This is a genomic window from Allobosea sp. (assembly GCF_051860145.1).
GTDB lineage: Bacteria > Pseudomonadota > Alphaproteobacteria > Rhizobiales > Beijerinckiaceae > Allobosea.
Map to the genome: position 1 here is coordinate 125,945 of NZ_JBHYEM010000012.1, position 17,035 is coordinate 142,979.

Genomic DNA, 17,035 nt, shown 5'->3' on the forward strand with positions numbered 1-17,035 from the left:
TTGGGGCGACGCAATCGGAACCTTCTGATCGATCTCGCGTCTTCCCGTGATGGATTGGCGCCGCTGGCGTCGATCGGAGAAGGGGCGGGCGCATCCTCTGCGCTTGCGGTCGCGCCTCGACGGGCCGAAGCTTCCGGGGCGCGACTCAAACCCGACGACTGACCTGGAGGCTGAATGCCGAATCGTCCCGTCCTCGACTTCTGGTACGAGTTCGCCTCAACCTATTCCTGCCTCAGCGCCTTGCGCATCGAAGCCCTCGCCGAGGAGGCGGGCGTCTCGATACGCTGGCGGCCGTTCCTGCTGGGACCGATCTTCGCGGCCCAGGGCTGGAGCACCTCGCCCTTCAACCTCTATCCGAACAAGGGCCGCTACATGTGGCGCGACCTTGCGCGCCGCGCCGGCCGCAACGGCCTCGCCATCGTCAGGCCCGAGACCTTTCCGCAGAATTCGCTGATCGCGGCCAGGCTCGCGCTTGCCGGGCGCGAGGCCGGCTGGTTGCCGGGCTTCTCCAAGGCGTTGTTCAGGGCCGAATTCTGCGAGGGCCGCAACATCGCGGAGGAGGCCGTGCTGAGCGCCGCCCTGCGCGAGGCGCGCGCCGATCCGGGCCAGGCTTTCCCGCTCTCGCGCAGCGAGGAGGTCAAGGGCCGGCTCAAGGCCGAGACCGAGCTCGCGAAATCGCTCGGCATCTTCGGCGCGCCGACCTTCGTCACCGACGATGGCGAGCTGTTCTGGGGCGATGACAGGCTCGAGGAAGCGCTCGGCTGGGCGCGGGACGGCCGCTGACGGGCGTCCCGGCCGCGCTCAGGAGCGGTTGTTCGTCTGCCAGCAGGCGGGGCTTCGAGCGACCTTCCAGACGCCCGTCGTCTTGCAAGCAGAGAGAGCGGTCGAGCACGAGCGCGCGATGCAGGCGGATGGGTTGTTGCTGCTGGATGTGCAATTGCGCTCGCATGTCTGGTTCATCTGCGAACACGAGGACGTCGACGCCCGGCAGCCCTCCTGCGCTTGCGCGGACATCGGCATAAGGACGATCGCCGCCAGAACGGCAGCAAGGCTCACGCGCGGCATGGACAGTCCCCCAATAACCTTAGGTAAGGTATGTCGGTTGCCGGGCTCGCGTCTAGCGCCCTGCGGTTGTTCCTTTAGAGCTTGCTGTTTTGCGACGGAAAGACACCGCGATCCCGTCTAAACGCAGCATGCTCTAGCTCGTCGGCGGCCTGGTGCCCCAGGGCCCGCGCGTCTCGACCATTGTGGGCAGATCCTGGCGCGCGGCCATTTTCGGCGGATGCGGCGGCATCGCCGGCATGCGCCCGCCGGCGGTCTCGACCAGCGCCTGCACCCGCTTGGTGATCGAGGGATGGGTCGAGAACAGGTCGGCGAAATCGTCGGGATCGTTCTCGAAGCACATGTCCATCACGCCGGACGGCACGCCCTCGATATCGGCGCGGCCGGCGATCTTGAGCAGCGCCGAGATCATCGCGTCCGGGTTCTTGGTCAGCTCGACCGCGCCGGCATCGGCGAGATATTCGCGCGACCGCGAGAGCGAAAGCCGGATCAGCACGGCGAGCAGCCAGGACAGGGCGACGATCGCGAAGCCGATCAGGATGGCGACGCCGCTGCCTTTCTTGGAATCGTCCGAGGAAACGCGCACGCGCCCGATGCTGCGGAAGATGATCTCGCCCGCCAGCGAGATCACGCCGGCGATCACCACGGCGATGATCATCAGCCGGACGTCGCCATTGCGGATATGGGTGAGCTCATGGGCGAGCACGGCCTCGATCTCGTCATCGTTGAGCTGCTGGATCAGGCCGGTCGTCACGGTCACCGTGAACTGCTTGTCGTTGACGCCGCTGGCGAAGGCGTTGAGCGCGTCGCTCTCGACGATGGCGAGCTTCGGCACGCTCAGCCCGCGCGAGATGCAGAGATTCTCCAGCATCCGGTAGAGCTTGGGATTGTCCTCGCGCGTCACGCCTTTGGCGCCCGTGACGGAGCCGATCAGCCCGACATTGACGCGGAAGCCGATGAAGACCCAGGCGGCGGCGATCAGCGTCGTGAACGGGAACCAGGACCAGAACAGCCGGCCGGTCTCGGAATAGACGCTGGAGCCGCGCGACACTCCGGCAAAGCCGTAGCCCATCAGGATCAGGCCATAGCTGGTGAGATAGACCAGCAGGAACAGGCCGGCGATCAGGAAGCCCGACCTGATCCGGTTGTTGCGCATATGGCTGTAGAGCCCGAAGGCCTGCCCCGGCATCGCCGCCGCTCCGCTACCGCTAGAGCCGGATGATTTCAGGTGGCATCACTCGTGATTCCCCTGAAATCTGAATCCGTCTCTCATCAAAGAGTTAGAGCAGGATCAATGCGAAAAACCGGTTCCCACTTTTTCGCATCCTGCTCTGCCGCGGCCGATCAGAATTTCACGTTCGGCGCGACGTCGAGCTGGGCGCGCTTCTCTTCGCCGACATCGAAGAACTCGCGCGGCGTGAAACCCATTTGCGGCGCGAAGAACACGGCCGGGAAGGCCTGGATCGCGGCGTTGAACTCGCTGACCGCATTGTTGAAGAAGCGCCGCGCGGCCGCGAGCTTGTCCTCGACGTTGCTGAGCTCGCTCTGGAGCTGCTGGAAATTGGCGCTGGCCTTGAGGTCGGGATAGGCCTCCGAGAGCGCGAGCAGCCGCCCGAGCGCGCCGGAGAGCTGTTGCTCGGCCGCGGCCTGTGCCTGCGGGCCCTGCGCTGCCAGCGCCTGGTTGCGGGCCTGGACCACGGCGTCGAAGGTCTCGCGCTCATGCGAGGCGTAGCCCTTGACCGTCTCGACCAGGTTCGGGATCAGGTCGTGGCGCTGCTTGAGCTGGACGTCGATATCGGCGAAGGCCTGGTTGACGCGCTGCCGCATCGAGACCAGGCCGTTATAGGTCATGACCAGGTAGATGGCGGCGGCTGCGAGCAGCCCGAAAACGATCCAGCCCATAGCGTGCTCCTCCGGACGAAAACCACCGCAGAGTTGCATGAAGGTCGATCTTGGGGAAGCCGGCCCGCCGAAGTGAACGCGACCGCAGCCGCACCGGTCCGAATACCCTTGCCTCGCGGGCCATGGTGGACTACATCCGCCCTGTCCGAAGGGCCGTGATCGATCACAGCCGGGGGCGGTCCTTTCGACCGGCTCCCGTTTGGTGTTTGGGGCGGACCTCAGGATACGGATCATCTCCGGCGGCCCAGCGCCGCCCGTTTCGCCCGCGCTTAAGCGCCGCGAAACCGGGCAAGCCTCTGACGAGGCGCCGACGGAAACGGTCCGGATCGCAACACCAACCCAATCGGCGCTTGCCGGCTCTCGCGGGATACGCGGCCGGCGTCAGGAGCATGAATGTCAGCCGTAGAAAGCTATCACGCGGGTCGCGAGGATTTCGCCGCCCTGCTCGAGGAATCCTTCGCCAGCAACGATGCGCTTGAAGGTTCCGTCATCAAGGGCATCGTCGTCGCCATCGAAAAAGACATGGCGATCATCGATGTCGGCCTGAAGACCGAAGGCCGCGTCGCCCTCAAGGAATTCACCGGCCCCGGCCGCGACCAGGAGATCAAGGTCGGGGACGAGGTCGAAGTCTATCTCGACCGGATCGAGAACGCGCTGGGCGAAGCCGTCATCTCGCGCGACAAGGCCCGCCGCGAGGAGAGCTGGGTCAAGCTCGAGAAGGCGTTCGAGGCCCGCGAGAAGGTCTCCGGCATGATCTTCAACACCGTCAAGGGCGGCTACACCGTCGACCTCGACGGCGCCGTCGCCTTCCTGCCGCGTTCGCAGGTCGATATCCGTCCGATCCGCGACGTCGGCCCGCTGATGGGCCAGCCGCAGCCCTTCGAGATCCTCAAGATGGATCGCCGTCGTGGCAACATCGTCGTCTCGCGCCGCACGGTTCTCGAAGAGACCCGCGCCGAGGCCCGTTCCGAGCTGGTCGCCAGCCTCGAAGAGGGTCAGGTCATCGACGGCGTCGTGACCATCGGCCAGACGGTCAAGGTCAAGATCATCAAGATCAACCAGGAGACGCACCGCATCTCGCTTGGCATCAAGCAGCTGCTGGCCGATCCGTGGGATGGCATCGCCGCCCGTTATCCTGTCGGTGCGCGCCTCAAGGGCCGCGTCACCAACATCACGGACTACGGCGCGTTCGTCGAAGTGGAGCCGGGCATCGAAGGCCTCATCCACGTCTCCGAGATGTCCTGGACCAAGAAAAACGTCCACCCCGGCAAGATCGTCTCGACCTCGCAGGAAGTCGACGTCGCGATCCTCGAGGTCGACCAGGTCAAGCGCCGCATCTCGCTCGGCCTCAAGCAGACGCTCCGCAATCCGTGGGAAGTCTTCGCCGAGACCCATCCGAGCGGTTCGGTGGTCGAGGGCGAGGTCAAGAACAAGACCGAGTTCGGCCTGTTCCTGGGCCTCGAAGGCGATATCGACGGCATGATCCATCTCTCCGATCTCGACTGGAACCGTCCGGGCGAGCAGGTCATCGAGGAATACAAGAAGGGCGACATGCTTCAGGCGGTCGTTCTCGATGTGGACGTCGAGAAGGAGCGTATCTCGCTCGGCCTGAAGCAGCTCGGCGGCGATCCCTTCGTGGATGCCGGCGAGTTCAAGAAGGGCCAGGTCGTCACCTGTGAGGTGATCGAGGTCAAGGAAGCCGGTCTCGACGTCAAGATCGCCGGCACCGACATGACCACCTTCATCAAGCGCGCCGAGATCGCGCGCGAACGCTCCGAGCAGCGCCCCGAGCGCTTCGCGGCCGGCGAGAAGGTCGATGCCCGCGTCATCCTGTTCGACAAGAAGGCTCGCAAGATCCAGGTGTCGATCAAGGCGCTCGAGATGGCCGAGGAGAAGGAAGCGATGGCCCAGTACGGCTCCGCCGATTCCGGCGCCTCGCTCGGCGACATCCTCGGCGCGGCCCTCAAGAAGGCCAACACCGAGAAGAAGTGATCCCCCGGGCCGCGTCCTGCGGCCCGGCAAGACCATCAGCCCGCGCGGAGAAATCCGCGCGGGCTTTTGTTTCGGCTCCTCCCGTCATTCTCGGGCGGAGCCCCCGGGTCCGGCCTTTGGCCGGCCCAAAGAATAGACTTGGCGCAGACCCGAGAATCTCAGGACCAGAGGGCGCTGGTTTCCGAGATGGTCGGGTCAAGCCCGACCATGACGACGAAGTCCAGGAGCATCGACCATGTCCACCGCGGCGATCGGCATCGATTTCGGCACCACCAACAGCGTGGTGGCGTTGGCGCGCGCCGACGGCTCGGTCACGACCCGCAGCTTCGCGACGAAGCAGGGTGCGGTCGACGCCTATCGCTCGGCCCTGATGTTCTGGCGCGAGGGTCGGCCGCCGCAGGCCCGGATCGTCCATGTCAGCGGCCCTGACGCGCTCGATATGGCCCTCGGCATGACGACCGAGCACCGCTTCCTGCAATCGCTGAAGACGCATCTGTCCAGTCGCGCCTTCCAGGAGACCCGGCTCTTCGGCAAGCTCTTTCACTTGGAAGACCTGATCGGCGTCTTCCTGACAGACCTGACCACCGGGCTCGACGACCTGTCGGATATGCCGCTGGTCTCGGGCCGGCCCGTCGTTTTCGCCGGCGAGCGGCCGGACGAGGAGCTGGCGGTCAAGCGGCTTACCGCCTCCTATGCCAAAGCCGGCATGCCGAAGGTCGATTTCGCCTATGAGCCGCTCGGCGCCGCCTATTGGTATGCGCGCGATCTGAAGACGCCGCAGACCATGCTCGTCGCCGATTTCGGCGGCGGCACCAGCGACTTCTCGGTGATGCGCTTCGAGCCCGGCGGGGCAGGGCGGCTGGAGGCGATCCCGCTCTCCCATGCCGGCGTCGGCGTCGCCGGCGACACCTTCGACTACCGCATCATCGAGCACGCCGTCTCGCCCAGGCTCGGCAAGGGCACGCAATACCGCTCCTTCGAGAAGCTGCTGCCGATCCCGGCGCATTATCATGCCGCCTTCGCGCAATGGCACCGGCTCTCGCTGATGAAGAGCCGCGAGACCACGGCCGAGCTCAGGGCGCTGATCCGCGACGCGGTCGAGCCGGGCAAGCTCGAGAACCTGCTCACCGTGATCGAGTATGATCTCGGCTACGAGCTTTATCGCGCCGTCTCGGCCGCCAAGGTCGCGCTGTCCGCGCAGGACGAGACGGTGCTGAGCTTCCGCCAGCTCGACATCGTGCTGGAAGCGACGATCCGTCGCTCCGAATTCGAGCGCTGGATCGCCCACGATATCGCCTCCATCGAAGCCGCGCTCGACCGTGCGCTCGCTGACGCCGGTGTCGGCGCGGGGGCGATCGAAGCCGTCTTCATGACCGGCGGCACCTCGCATGTGCCGGCAGTCCGCGCCCTGTTCGACCGCCGCTTCGGCGCCGACCGCGTTCATGTCGGCGACGCGTTCCGCTCGGTCGCGAGCGGGCTTGCCCTGCTGGCGCTCGACCGCCAGCGCGCCGCTCTGGATGCCTGAGCCACGCTGCCGCCTTGCCCCGTCGCGGCGGCGGGTCTACATCACGGGCGCAGCCAGCGTCCATGACCTCAGGAGCCTTACCCCATGTCGTCCGATGCCGACCTGCTTGCCGACCGCCGCAGCCTGAGGCGCAAACTCACGCTTTGGCGGCTGCTCGCCGTTGTCGGCGTCATCGCCGCCATTGGCGTCGCCGGCCTGGCCTGGAGCGGTCGTGGGCCGGGCTCGACCGCGCGCTCGCATATCGCGCGGGTGACCATCTCGGGCTTCATTTCGGGTGACCGCCGCACGCTCGACCTGATCAAGTCGCTCGAGGACAGCCGGGCCGCCGCGGTCCTGATCAAGATCGACAGCCCTGGCGGCACCACCACGGGCTCGGAGGCCCTTCACGTGGCGCTGCGCCAGCTCGCGGCGAAGAAGCCGATGGTCGCCGTCGTCGACGGTCTGGCGGCCTCGGGCGGCTATATCGCCGCGATGGGCTCGGACCGGATCGTGGCGCGCCAGACCTCGCTCGTCGGCTCGATCGGCGTGCTCTTCCAGATTCCGAATGTCGCCCATCTGCTCGACACCGTCGGCGTCAAGGTCGAGGAGATCAAGTCGAGCCCGCTGAAGGCCGCGCCGAACGGCTTCGAGCCGACCTCTCCGGAGGCGCGCGCCGCTTTGCAGCGGGTCGTCGACGACAATTACGACTGGTTCAAACGCCTCGTCGGCGACCGTCGCAAGCTGGGCGACGCCGAGATCGCCGTGGTTTCCGATGGCCGCGTCCATTCGGGCCGGCAGGCGGTGAGCCTCAAGCTGATCGACGAGATCGGCGGCGAGCCGGAGGCGATCGCCTGGCTCGAACGCGAGAAGAATGTCGCCAAGGACTTGCCGGTGCGCGACTGGCGCCGCCGCAACGAATCCTCCGCTTACGGTCTGTGGAGCGCAGGCGAAGCGCTGGCGCGCGCGGCCGGTCTGGAAACGGTTGCGGTCCTTATCGCCCGCGCGGCTGATCAGCCCGTCGGTTTGCGGCTTGACGCGCCTCTGGCGCTCTGGCAGCCTGTCGGCGAAAAGTGATTTTGATACAAGCGGTTATACTGGAAAAATGATAAAATCCGAACTCGTTCAACGCATCGCCGAGCGTAACACTCATCTTTACCAGCGCGATATTGAGAACATCGTCACGGCGATCCTCGACGAGGTCGTCAAGGCGTTGGGGCGCGGGGACCGGGTCGAGCTGCGCGGTTTCGGCGCTTTCTCTCGAAAGGCCCGCGCGGCACGCGTCGGCCGCAACCCGCGCACCGGCGACGCGGTCGAGGTCGAAGAGAAATTCGTTCCAGTCTTCAAGACCGGCAAGGAGCTGCGCATGCGGCTGAACGGGAAGCACTGACGTTCACCGTGATGGACGTTTGACCCGGCCGGCAGGGAGAAACCGATGAAAGCCTTCTTCAAGGCGCTGATTCTCGTGCCGGTCGCGCTCGTGATCGTGCTCTTCTCGGTCGCGAACCGCGCGCCCGTGCGTGTCTCCTTCGATCCGATCAGCCGCGACGCGCCGGTGCTGGCCTTCGACTTGCCGCTCTTCGCCGTCGTCCTGGCGGCGATTGCCGTCGGCGTCCTGATCGGCGGCCTCGCGTCCTGGCTGGCGCAGGGCAAGCATCGCAAGGCGGCGCGGCGCAACCGCCGCGAGGCTGAGGTGCTGCGCGGCGAAGCGCAATCGCTGCGCGCCGCTGTGCCGGATTCGGCCCTCCCGGCTTTGACGCGCGGGAATAATTGATGCGGTTGTTCAGCGCCGACGAGATCGACGCGGCTCTCAGTTTTCCGGCTCTCATCGATACCCTGGCCGAGGCCTTCCGCAGCGACGGCGTGATGCCACCGCGCAACCACTACGCGATCGAGCGTCCCGGCGATAAGGGGGTCCTGCTGGTGATGCCGGCCTGGAGCGCGCCCTCGGTCGAGAAGGGCTATATCGGCACCAAGGTCGTCTCGGTCTTCTTCGGCAACGGCAAGCGCAACCTGCCCGGCGTCATGGGCGCCTATCTGCTGATGGACGGCGATACCGGCGAGCCGCTGGCCGTCTTCGACGGCAATCGCCTCACGGTCTGGCGCACGGCGGCCGCCTCGGCGCTCGCCGCCCGCTACATGGCGAGCGAGACGGCCTCGAAAATGCTGATGGTCGGCGCCGGCGCGCTCGCGCCCTTCCTGGTCAAGGCGCATCGCAGCGTCAGGCCATTGACCGATATCGCGATCTGGGCGCGCCGTCCCGAGGCCGCCGAGGCGGTCGTCGAAGCATTGGCCCGCGAGGGGATCGAAGCGCGCGCCGCGACCGATCTCGAGGGCGAGGCGCGCACGGCCGACATCATCTCCTGCGCCACCAACGCCACCGAGCCGCTGATCCACGGGCACTGGCTTAAGCGCAGCGCCCATCTCGACCTCATCGGCGCCTTCACCATGGAGATGCGCGAGGCCGATGCCGATGCCCTGAACCGGGCCCGCGTCGTGATCGACAGCGAAAAGGCGATCGAGGAGGGCGGCGATGTCGCCGTCGCGATCCGGGACGGCGACTACAGCGCCGACAGGATCGCCGGCACCCTGAGCGATCTTTGCCGTGGCGCCATTCCCGGCCCCGCCGAGGATGGCGGGATCACCCTGTTCAAGTCGGTCGGCGTCTCGATCGAGGACCTTGCCGCCGCGACCGCGGTCTGGGAGAACAGCTTGCCTGCGTGAGGGATCAGACCCTCACCGGTGCGCCACCGATTGCGCCCAGCAGCCAGAGTATGAGCACGACCACCAGCACCACGCCGACCGCGCCGCCGAGCCCGGCATTGCCATAGCTGCGATGGCCGTAATACCCGCCGCCGCCGAGCAGCAGGATCACCAGCAGCACAATCACAAGTGTGGACATGGGACGCCCCTTTTTCTGATCCGCATCGCGCTGCCGCGAGCGGCCGGATGTGGGGAGAGAACGTCGCGGCGGTGCAGGCGGTTCCCCTGAGGCGGCGGCGCCAATTCCGGGGCGGCCTACTCCACCTTGACGCCGACCTCCTTGATCAGGTCGCCCCATTTCTTCATCTCGGCCTGCAGGAAGGCGCCCAGTTCCGCCGGCGTATTGCCGACCGGCTCGGCGGCGAGCAGGTCCATCTTGCCGCGCATCACCGGGTCGGCGAGGCCGGCCTTGGTGTCGGCATGGATCTTGTCGATGATCGCCTGAGGCGTCTTCGCAGGGGCGAACAGGGCGAACCAGGAGGAGACGTCGAAGCCGGGCACGGTCTCGGCGATCGGCGCAAAGTCCGGCGCGGTCGCGGAGCGTTTCGCCGTGGTGATGCCGAGGCCGCGGATCGAGCCCGCGCGCACATGCGGCAAGGCCTGCGTGATGTTGTCGAAGATCAGGTCGATGCGCCCGCCGATCAGGTCCTGGGTCGCTTGCGCCGTGCCGCGATAGGGCAGGTGCACCATCTTCGTGCCGGTCAGCTTCTGGAAGAGTTCGCCCGAGAGGTGGACGGAGGTGCCGACGCCGGACGAGCCATAGGTCAGCTTGCCGGGATTGGCCTTGGCATAGGCCACGAGCTCGGCAACGTCCTTCACCGGCAGATCCTTGTTGACGACCAGCAGGTTCGGCACCAGCGCGACCATGGTGATCGGCGCGAGGTCTTTCGCGGGGTCGTAGTTGAGCCTGGCGTAGAGATACTGGTTCGTCGCCATGCCGACGGAGACGATCAGCAGGGTGTCGCCGTTCGGCTCTGCCTTGGCGACCGCGTCGGTGCCGATATTGCCGCCGGCGCCCGGCCGATTCTCGACCACGAAATTGGTGCCCCAGCTCTGGCCGAGCTTGTCGGCGACGAGCCGGCCGAGCACGTCGGTCGCGCCCGCCGGGGGAAACGGCACCACGAGCTTCAGCGTCCGGCCCTGGGGCCAGGGCGCCTGCGCCGAGCCCTTGCCCGACAGGGCGAGGCTCGCGCCGAGCCCTCCGAGCAGCGCGCGGCGATCGATCACGGATTTCGTCATGCTCGTCTTCTCCTCCGGTGCCGCGCGGCCGTTCTCCAGCCGGAGGCCGGATCGCTGCGGGTCGGCAAGCTGCCGTCTCGCGTCGGTCTTGTCCATGAGGGCCGGCCTGGATGGCTGCGGCTCGCCGGCCGCTTGACCGGTCCCGGAAAAACCGGCGTTCTGATGCGATGCGCAGCCCGAATCGCCGAATCGCCGCCGCGTCAGCCGTGCTGCTAGCCGCGCTGGCCTCCTCCGTCGTTCACGCCCAGTCCACCGCCGACGAGGAGGCGAAGCGCCGCGCCGCCAATATCGCGGCCTATCCCGAGGCGGCGCGTGCGCTGTTCGGCCAGAAGACGACGCCCGCCAGCATGCAGGCCCGCGCCATCGGTTCCTATGCCCGCGGCTGCATGGCGGGAGCGGCCGCGCTGCCGATCGACGGCGAGAGCTGGCAGGTCATGCGCCTCGCCCGCAACCGCAATTGGGGCCACCCGGAGCTGATCGCCTATCTCGAGAAACTGGCGCGCAGCGTGCCGAAGCTGACCGGCTGGCCCGGCCTGCTCGTCGGCGACATCTCGCAGCCGCGCGGCGGGCCGATGCTGACCGGCCATGCGTCCCACCAGATCGGGCTGGATGCCGATATCTGGCTGACCCCGATGCCGAAGCAGAAGCTCGACCGTGACGACCGCGAGAACATGTCGGCGGTGAACATGGCCCGCGCCGACTGGCGCGATGTCGATCCCAAGAACTGGACGCCTGCCCATACCAGGCTGATCAAGGCGGCCGCGAGCGAGCCGCGTGTCGAGCGCATCTTCGTCAATCCGGCACTCAAGGTCGCGCTTTGCCGCGAGGCCGGGTCAGACCGCGACTGGCTCAAGAAGGTCCGGCCGATGTGGGGGCACAATTACCATTTCCACATCCGGATGAGCTGCCCGGCGGGCATGGCCGGCTGTTCGGGCCAGGAACCACCGGATTTCGGCGATGGTTGCGGCGCCGAGCTGAACGGCTGGATCGAGCGGCAATACAAGGCGATCTTCCACCCGCCTCCGCCGCGCCCGGGGCCGAAACCGAAGCCCAAGCCGCCGATGTCGCTCGATGCGCTGCCGGCCGAATGCCGGCAGGTGCTGGTCTCGCGCTGAGGCTCAGTAGCGGGGCGGACTGGACCGGCTGGGCGTGCGGCCATAGGCGAACGGATCGTTATCCGCCGAGATTTCTGGCTGCGCCTGTTCCTCGCCCTGGATGTCGACGACGCCGTTGCCGTCATCGTCGCCGACGATCAGCTCCTCTGTCGGCGGAACCGAGCCGGGCAGGGTCAGCGGGCCGCGCGCCACGCTCGGCGGCGTTTCCGGCTGGTAGCGCGGCGAGGCCTGCGGCGGCTGCTGGTCGAGATAGTGCCGCTGCGCATCGAGGCTCTGTCCACCCCGATTATTCGCGACCGGATAGCCGCTATAGACGGCTCCGGGTGGCCGCAGACCGTCGCTCGGCTGGCGCATGAGGTCGCCGGAGGCTCCCGCGACCATGGGCGGCAGGCTGTCTTGCGCCGGCGGCTGCGCCGCCATCAGGTTGCGGGCCGGATCGGGCCGCGGCAGGTCGTAATTCGGGGTGTACTTGATCACCGGTTTGCAGATGTGGCGGCCCTTGCTGTGCCGCGCCAGGTCGATGTGGAAATGGTCGTAATGGAACATGTCGGCGCCGGGCCCGAGCACCGTCGAGAAATGCTGGCAGGCGCCGACGAAGATCTCGCGCAGGAAGGCCTGCTCTTCGGGCGAGCCGCGCCAGCCATCCTTGACGGTGATGTTGCGGCCGTCATTCATCCGGAAGGAGAAGACGTCCACGGCATTGCCATAGGCATGCTCGGAGGTGCGGCTGGTACCGGACCCGTTGTTCATGGCACGGCACGAATAGGAGCCGGCCCTGATCTCGATCACTTGCGCGCCGAGCACGTTCTGCGCCGCCGGCTGCACCACCTCGGCGAACCATTTATCCGTCGTCGCGACGACGGGGCAGCCCAGCGTGGCATTGCTGGTCAGGCGCACCGATCCGCTGGAAAAGGCCGAGACCCGCAGCGGCCTGGTCATGCCGCAGGTTCCGGGGCCGTCGATCGGCTTCTCGCGCAGGCTGACATAGGAGGAGAGCGGCACCTGGCGCGAGGCCAGGCAGGTCGCTTCGGCCTGGTCGCGCCAGGCCGCGCGCTGCGGCTTCTGGAACTTGCCGCAGCCCGCGAGGCCGGCGGCGCCGACGAGGCCAAGAGCGATGAGGGCGAGATGAACGCGTCGCATGACCGTTCAAATGCGACCCGTCTGGTGAACGCTTTCTCAACCGAGTGAGCCCCGGCCGCCACAGCAGGATTAACTTTGGCGAGGCGGTTAACCGGGCGTTAGCGGCGTCCGCGCGCCCCCACAGGAGGGCCGGATCTGTTAACTCTCAGGTCGCGTGTGCCGCTCGGAACAATGTCTGCGGCCGGGCCGAAGCTCCGGAACGCGCATCGTCGTCATGCGTGAATGGTCAGCTCCGCCGCTATCACGGGCCACGGAAATCATGCCAGCATCGCGCTCGCCATTGTCTCCCGCCCTGCCGAGGATCATCCATGCTCTCCGCCCGCGCCATTGCCCGTCAGGTCTCGAGCGGCGCGCTGGACGCCGCGGCTGCTCTCGCCGATTGCGCGGCCCGCATCGATGCGAAGGAACCCCGGATTCGTGCTTTCGCGGCCCGGCCTGCGCGGCTGGAGCCCGGCGAGGGCCCACTGGCCGGCGTCGCTTGCGCCGTCAAGGACATCATCGACACGGCCGACCTGCCGACCGGCATGGGCTCCTCGATCTATGACGGCTGGCGCCCGCGCGCCGACGCGCCTGTCGCGACGGCGCTCAAGGCTGCCGGCGCGACGGTCGCCGGAAAGACCGAGACCACGGCTTTCGCCTTCCTCGATCCGGCGCCGACGCATAATCCCCACGACCTTTCGGCGAGCCCCGGCGGCTCCTCCGCCGGTTCGGCCGCGGCCGTGGCGGCGGGCATGGTGCCGCTGGCGCTCGGCACCCAGACCGGCGGCTCGGTCATTCGCCCGGCCTCCTATTGCGGCGCCGCCGGCATGAAGCCCTCCTACGGTCTGCTGCCGACGGTCGGCGTCAAGACCTTCTCCTGGTCGCTCGACACGGTCGGCCTGATGGCGGCGAGCGCCGACGACCTCGGCTTCGCGCTCGCCATCCTCGCGGGCCGTCCCGAACTCGACGGCCCGGCAGCCGAGCTCAAGGGCCTGCGGATCGGCGTCACGCGGCAGGATTTCGCGGGCGAGGCCGAGCCGGGCTCGGAGCCTGCGCTGAGCCAGGCCTGCAAGCTTTTCGTCGAGGCCGGCGCGAAGCTCGTCGAGCTGGCGACGCCGCAAGCCCTGGTCGAGGCCTTCCGCGCCCACGGCCCCTTGCAGGATTTCGAGGCGACGCAGGCGCTGGCCTGGGAATACGCGACGCATCGCGATGCGCTGCCCCCGAAGCTGCGCGCCTATCTCGACGGCGCGCGGGCGGCGACGCCGGCCCAATATGACGAGGCGCGCCGGTCGTCGCGGCGCGGACGCGATGCCTGCCGCGACTTTCTCAGTGAGGTCGATGTCGTCGTCAGCTATGCCGCGCCGGGAGAGGCACCCGATACGCTGGGCTCGACCGGCGACTCGCGCTTCAACCGGCTCTGGACCTTGCTGGGAACGCCGTGCCTGACGATCCCGGCGCTGAAGGGGCCCCGCGGATTGCCGGTCGGGGTTCAGATCATCGGCCGTTTCGGCGCCGACGAAAGCGTCATTGCTGTGGCGAAGACCCTCGAAAAGCTTGTCGAACCAATGCGATGATCCATTTCATCCCCAAATCAATTCAATAAGTTAACCCCCTATTAGGGATACAATTGGCTCCGCCGCCCCTCTGCCTTGTCCGTGCCCCCTTGCGGCCATCGTCAGTTCTGCTAGCCTCGTGACAGGTCAATGACAGAGGAGGATGCGGTGAGCCTCACGCTAAGTCTCGACCGATTGGTTATGGGTGCGGCCTTCGTATTCATGATTGCGATCGTACTGGGAGCGTTCTGACAGACGTCAGTCTTAAGTCGAATGGACCACAAGAGCCTTTGACAAGAACGCCGCCAGGCAGGAGCCCGGCGGCGTTCTTCGTTTTATGGCCGATCCCGCTCAGGTCTCGGGGCAGGGGCTCTCGGTCACTCGCCAGGACATCATGTTGATGACCCGCCCGCATTCGGCCATGCGCCGGCCCTGCGTGGTCTTGATGCAGGCGCTGGTGCCTTCGGCGATCTTGCGTCCGTCGCTCCAGCAGAAGCAGAGGGGTTCGGGCGCTTGCGCCAGCCTGGGTGGATCGAGTGCGATGGCCGGCTCGCCTGCGCTGAGGCTGCTGAACGGCGCAAGGACGAGTGCGGATGCGATGAGGAGGCGGCGCAATGCCCGCGATCCGTCGTGGTGCGGCCTCCGTGCGATTCGGATCATGGCTCACTCCCTCGCCGCTGGGTGAACGGCGAAGGTCAAGGTTAACACGGCTAAAGGGATCGCTCCAGCGGGTGAATTGTTACTCTGTAACTACGACTTAAGTCGATAGACCTTGCTCTCCTGCGAGCCGGAGGCCATATTCCGTGACGAGAGGGCCCATAGGGGGCTCCGGGAGGAACCATGTCTTTGATTTCGCTTGCTCGGCGTGGCCGGGTCGTCGCAGTGCTCGCTGGTGCTCTTCTGCTCGTCCCCGTGCTGGCCGAGGCCCGCCCCGGTGGCGGCAAGGGTGGCTTTGGCAGCCGCGGCACGCGTACGCAGTCGGCTCCGGCTCCGACCAATACCGCGCCCAATGGCGCGCAGCCCTTCCAGCGCAGCACCGCTCCGACGCCGTCGCCCTCGATGGCCGGCCCGGCCGCCGGCGCGGCGGGAGCCGCCGCTCAGGCCGCGCGGCCTTCCATGGCGCGCAACCTGATGATGGGCGTCGGCGCTGGCCTGCTCGGCGCTGGCCTGTTCGGCATGCTGTCGGGCTCGGGCTTCTTCAGCGGCCTGGCTTCGCTGGCCGGCATGCTCGGCTTCCTGCTGCAGATCGCTCTGATCGGCGGCGCGATCTTCCTCGCCATCCGCTTCTTCCGCCGCCGTTCCGAGCCGCAGCTCGCGACCGCGGCCGGGCCGATGGCGCGCGAGGCTCAGCAGCCCCAGGCCAATCCCCGCGCCGGCATGATGGGTGCGGCGATGGGCGCGATGGGCGGCGGCGCTGCCGGCAACAAGCCGGTCGAGATCACGCTCGAGGGTGAGGATTTCAACCATTTCGAGCGGCTCCTCGGCGAGGTCAACACCGCCTATTCGAACGAGAACCAGCAGGCGCTGGCCGAACGGTTGACGCCCGAGATGGCCGGCTATTTCGCCGATGACATCGCCGAGAACGCCGGCAAGGGGCTGGTCGACCGCGTCTCCGACGTCAAGCTGCTGCAGGGCGACCTGTCGGAAGCCTGGCGCGAGGACAACTTCGAATACGCCACCGTGGCGATGCGCTTCAGCCTGATCAACGCGCTGACCGAGCGCGCCACCGGGCGGGTCGTCGACGGCAACGCGACCACCCCGCAGGAGGTCTCGGAGCACTGGACCTTCGTGCGCTCGCGTGGCGGGCCCTGGAAGCTCTCGGGCATCCAGCAGGCCGCCTGACACGGCTGCACCGCAAACTGAATCGACGGCCGGGGACATTCCCCGGCCGTTTTTCGTTTCGACCGGTCGCGATCCATTCTATAGGCAGGCCTCGTCAACCGTCGCCCCTGCCTTCCGGAGTTCTCCCCATGACCGACATGCGTCTCGTCGTCGTCGGCGCCGCCGGGCGCATGGGGCGCATGCTGATCAAGGCGATCAGCGAGGCCGAGGGCTGCACGGTTTCTGCCGCGATCGAACGCCCCGGCTCGCCGGCGCTCGGCCAGGATGCCGGCGTGCTCGCCGGCTTGCCGGCGCTCGGCGTCACAGTCACCGATGACGCATTGCCGGCCTTCGTCGAGGCCGAGGGCGTGCTCGATTTCACCGCGCCCGACGCTACCGTGGCCTTCGCCGCCCTGGCGGCGCAGGCGCGCATCGTCCATGTCGTCGGCACGACCGGCATGGAGCCGGCCCATCTGGCGAAGCTCGAGGCCGCTGCGCGCCACGCCGCGATCATCCGCTCCGGCAATATGAGCCTCGGCGTCAACCTGCTCGCCGGGCTGGTGCGCAAGGTCGCAGCCACGCTCGGCACCGACTGGGATATCGAGATCCTCGAGATGCATCACCGCATGAAGGTCGATGCGCCCTCCGGCACGGCCGTGCTGCTCGGCGAGGCGGCGGCGCAGGGCAGGGAGGTTGCGCTCGCCGAGCATCGCATCGCCTCGCGCGACGGCCAGACAGGCATCCGCCCGCCGGGCGCGATCGGCTTTGCGGCGCTGCGCGGCGGCACGGTTGTCGGTGACCACAAGGTCGTCTTCGCCGGCGCCGGCGAGCGGCTCGAGCTCGCCCATGTCGCCGAGGATCGCGGCCTGTTCGCGCAGGGCGCCGTCAAGGCTGCGCTCTGGGGCAGGGGGCGCAAGCCCGGCCTCTATTCGATGGCCGACGTGCTCGGCCTCGACGCCCTGTGAGCG

17 protein-coding genes are annotated in these 17,035 nt (G+C 67.5%); 11 read left to right on the forward strand and 6 right to left on the reverse strand.

The features are described 5' to 3' along the window. The first annotated feature begins 174 nt into the window (after nt 1-174). Complete coding sequence (locus ACTIF2_RS19075) at nt 175-783, forward strand: 2-hydroxychromene-2-carboxylate isomerase (RefSeq protein ID WP_439498683.1); 609 nt, start codon at nt 175-177, stop codon at nt 781-783. A 415-nt stretch (nt 784-1,198) separates the two neighbouring features. On the opposite strand, the gene ACTIF2_RS19080 is transcribed toward ACTIF2_RS19075, so the two are convergent. Both ACTIF2_RS19080 and ACTIF2_RS19085 read right to left on the reverse strand, forming a co-directional pair. Continuing rightward, entirely contained in the window at nt 1,199-2,251 is a 1,053-nt protein-coding gene (locus tag ACTIF2_RS19080) for a M48 family metallopeptidase (RefSeq protein ID WP_439498684.1), read from the reverse strand. Nucleotides 2,252-2,406: 155 nt separating this feature from the next. Further along, nucleotides 2,407-2,964 (reverse strand): LemA family protein, encoded by a 558-nt coding sequence (locus ACTIF2_RS19085; protein WP_439498685.1) that lies wholly within the window; start codon nt 2,962-2,964, stop codon nt 2,407-2,409. A 393-nt stretch (nt 2,965-3,357) separates the two neighbouring features. On the opposite strand from ACTIF2_RS19085, the gene ACTIF2_RS19090 reads away from it, so the two are divergent. The 6 genes from ACTIF2_RS19090 to lhpI all read left to right on the forward strand — a co-directional run bounded on the left by ACTIF2_RS19090 (nt 3,358) and on the right by lhpI (nt 9,181). Next, nucleotides 3,358-4,956: a 30S ribosomal protein S1 gene (locus ACTIF2_RS19090; protein ID WP_439498686.1), complete on the forward strand. Its 1,599-nt coding sequence runs from the start codon at nt 3,358-3,360 to the stop codon at nt 4,954-4,956. Between the two features lie 235 nt (nt 4,957-5,191). Beyond that, nucleotides 5,192-6,481 (forward strand): Hsp70 family protein, encoded by a 1,290-nt coding sequence (locus ACTIF2_RS19095; RefSeq protein WP_439498687.1) that lies wholly within the window; start codon nt 5,192-5,194, stop codon nt 6,479-6,481. 84 nt (nt 6,482-6,565) lie between these two features. Then, nucleotides 6,566-7,534 (forward strand): signal peptide peptidase SppA, encoded by a 969-nt coding sequence (sppA, locus tag ACTIF2_RS19100; protein WP_439498688.1) that lies wholly within the window; start codon nt 6,566-6,568, stop codon nt 7,532-7,534. Nucleotides 7,535-7,562: 28 nt separating this feature from the next. Then, entirely contained in the window at nt 7,563-7,847 is a 285-nt protein-coding gene (gene ihfB / locus ACTIF2_RS19105) for an integration host factor subunit beta (protein WP_439498714.1), read from the forward strand. A gap of 45 nt (nt 7,848-7,892) precedes the next feature. Beyond that, entirely contained in the window at nt 7,893-8,231 is a 339-nt protein-coding gene (locus ACTIF2_RS19110; RefSeq protein WP_439498689.1) for a LapA family protein, read from the forward strand. Beyond that, a complete protein-coding gene (lhpI, locus tag ACTIF2_RS19115; RefSeq protein WP_439498690.1) occupies nt 8,231-9,181 on the forward strand; it encodes a bifunctional Delta(1)-pyrroline-2-carboxylate/Delta(1)-piperideine-2-carboxylate reductase in 951 nt (316 codons plus the stop codon). Before ACTIF2_RS19110 ends, lhpI begins: the two co-directional genes overlap by 1 nt. Before the next feature lie 4 nt (nt 9,182-9,185). On the opposite strand, the gene ACTIF2_RS19120 is transcribed toward lhpI, so the two are convergent. Both ACTIF2_RS19120 and ACTIF2_RS19125 read right to left on the reverse strand, forming a co-directional pair. Then, on the reverse strand, nt 9,186-9,359 hold the full coding sequence (locus ACTIF2_RS19120; RefSeq protein WP_439498691.1) for a DUF3309 family protein: 174 nt from the start codon (nt 9,357-9,359) through the stop codon (nt 9,186-9,188). A gap of 116 nt (nt 9,360-9,475) precedes the next feature. Continuing rightward, the gene (locus ACTIF2_RS19125; RefSeq protein ID WP_439498692.1) at nt 9,476-10,555 is read right to left on the reverse strand and encodes a Bug family tripartite tricarboxylate transporter substrate binding protein; all 1,080 of its coding nucleotides are present in this window, start codon (nt 10,553-10,555) and stop codon (nt 9,476-9,478) included. Between the two features lie 71 nt (nt 10,556-10,626). On the opposite strand from ACTIF2_RS19125, the gene mepA reads away from it, so the two are divergent. Further along, nucleotides 10,627-11,574 (forward strand): penicillin-insensitive murein endopeptidase, encoded by a 948-nt coding sequence (gene mepA / locus ACTIF2_RS19130; RefSeq protein WP_439498693.1) that lies wholly within the window; start codon nt 10,627-10,629, stop codon nt 11,572-11,574. Nucleotides 11,575-11,577: 3 nt separating this feature from the next. On the opposite strand, the gene ACTIF2_RS19135 is transcribed toward mepA, so the two are convergent. After that, nucleotides 11,578-12,714, reverse strand: coding sequence for an extensin-like domain-containing protein (locus tag ACTIF2_RS19135; protein WP_439498694.1), 1,137 nt, complete (start codon nt 12,712-12,714; stop codon nt 11,578-11,580). 308 nt (nt 12,715-13,022) lie between these two features. Here ACTIF2_RS19135 and ACTIF2_RS19140 point away from each other — a divergent pair, with 308 nt between their 5' ends. Then, complete coding sequence (locus tag ACTIF2_RS19140; RefSeq protein WP_439498695.1) at nt 13,023-14,267, forward strand: amidase; 1,245 nt, start codon at nt 13,023-13,025, stop codon at nt 14,265-14,267. 330 nt (nt 14,268-14,597) lie between these two features. Here the strand turns inward: ACTIF2_RS19140 and ACTIF2_RS19145 are convergent, their stop codons facing one another. Then, the gene (locus tag ACTIF2_RS19145; protein ID WP_439498696.1) at nt 14,598-14,861 is read right to left on the reverse strand and encodes a hypothetical protein; all 264 of its coding nucleotides are present in this window, start codon (nt 14,859-14,861) and stop codon (nt 14,598-14,600) included. A gap of 225 nt (nt 14,862-15,086) precedes the next feature. Between ACTIF2_RS19145 and ACTIF2_RS19150 the strand changes: the two genes are divergently transcribed. Together ACTIF2_RS19150 and dapB are read left to right on the forward strand one after the other, a co-directional pair. Beyond that, on the forward strand, nt 15,087-16,088 hold the full coding sequence (locus ACTIF2_RS19150) for a Tim44 domain-containing protein (RefSeq protein WP_439498697.1): 1,002 nt from the start codon (nt 15,087-15,089) through the stop codon (nt 16,086-16,088). Between the two features lie 137 nt (nt 16,089-16,225). After that, on the forward strand, nt 16,226-17,032 hold the full coding sequence (dapB, locus tag ACTIF2_RS19155) for a 4-hydroxy-tetrahydrodipicolinate reductase (protein ID WP_439498715.1): 807 nt from the start codon (nt 16,226-16,228) through the stop codon (nt 17,030-17,032). Nucleotides 17,033-17,035 lie beyond the last annotated feature (3 nt).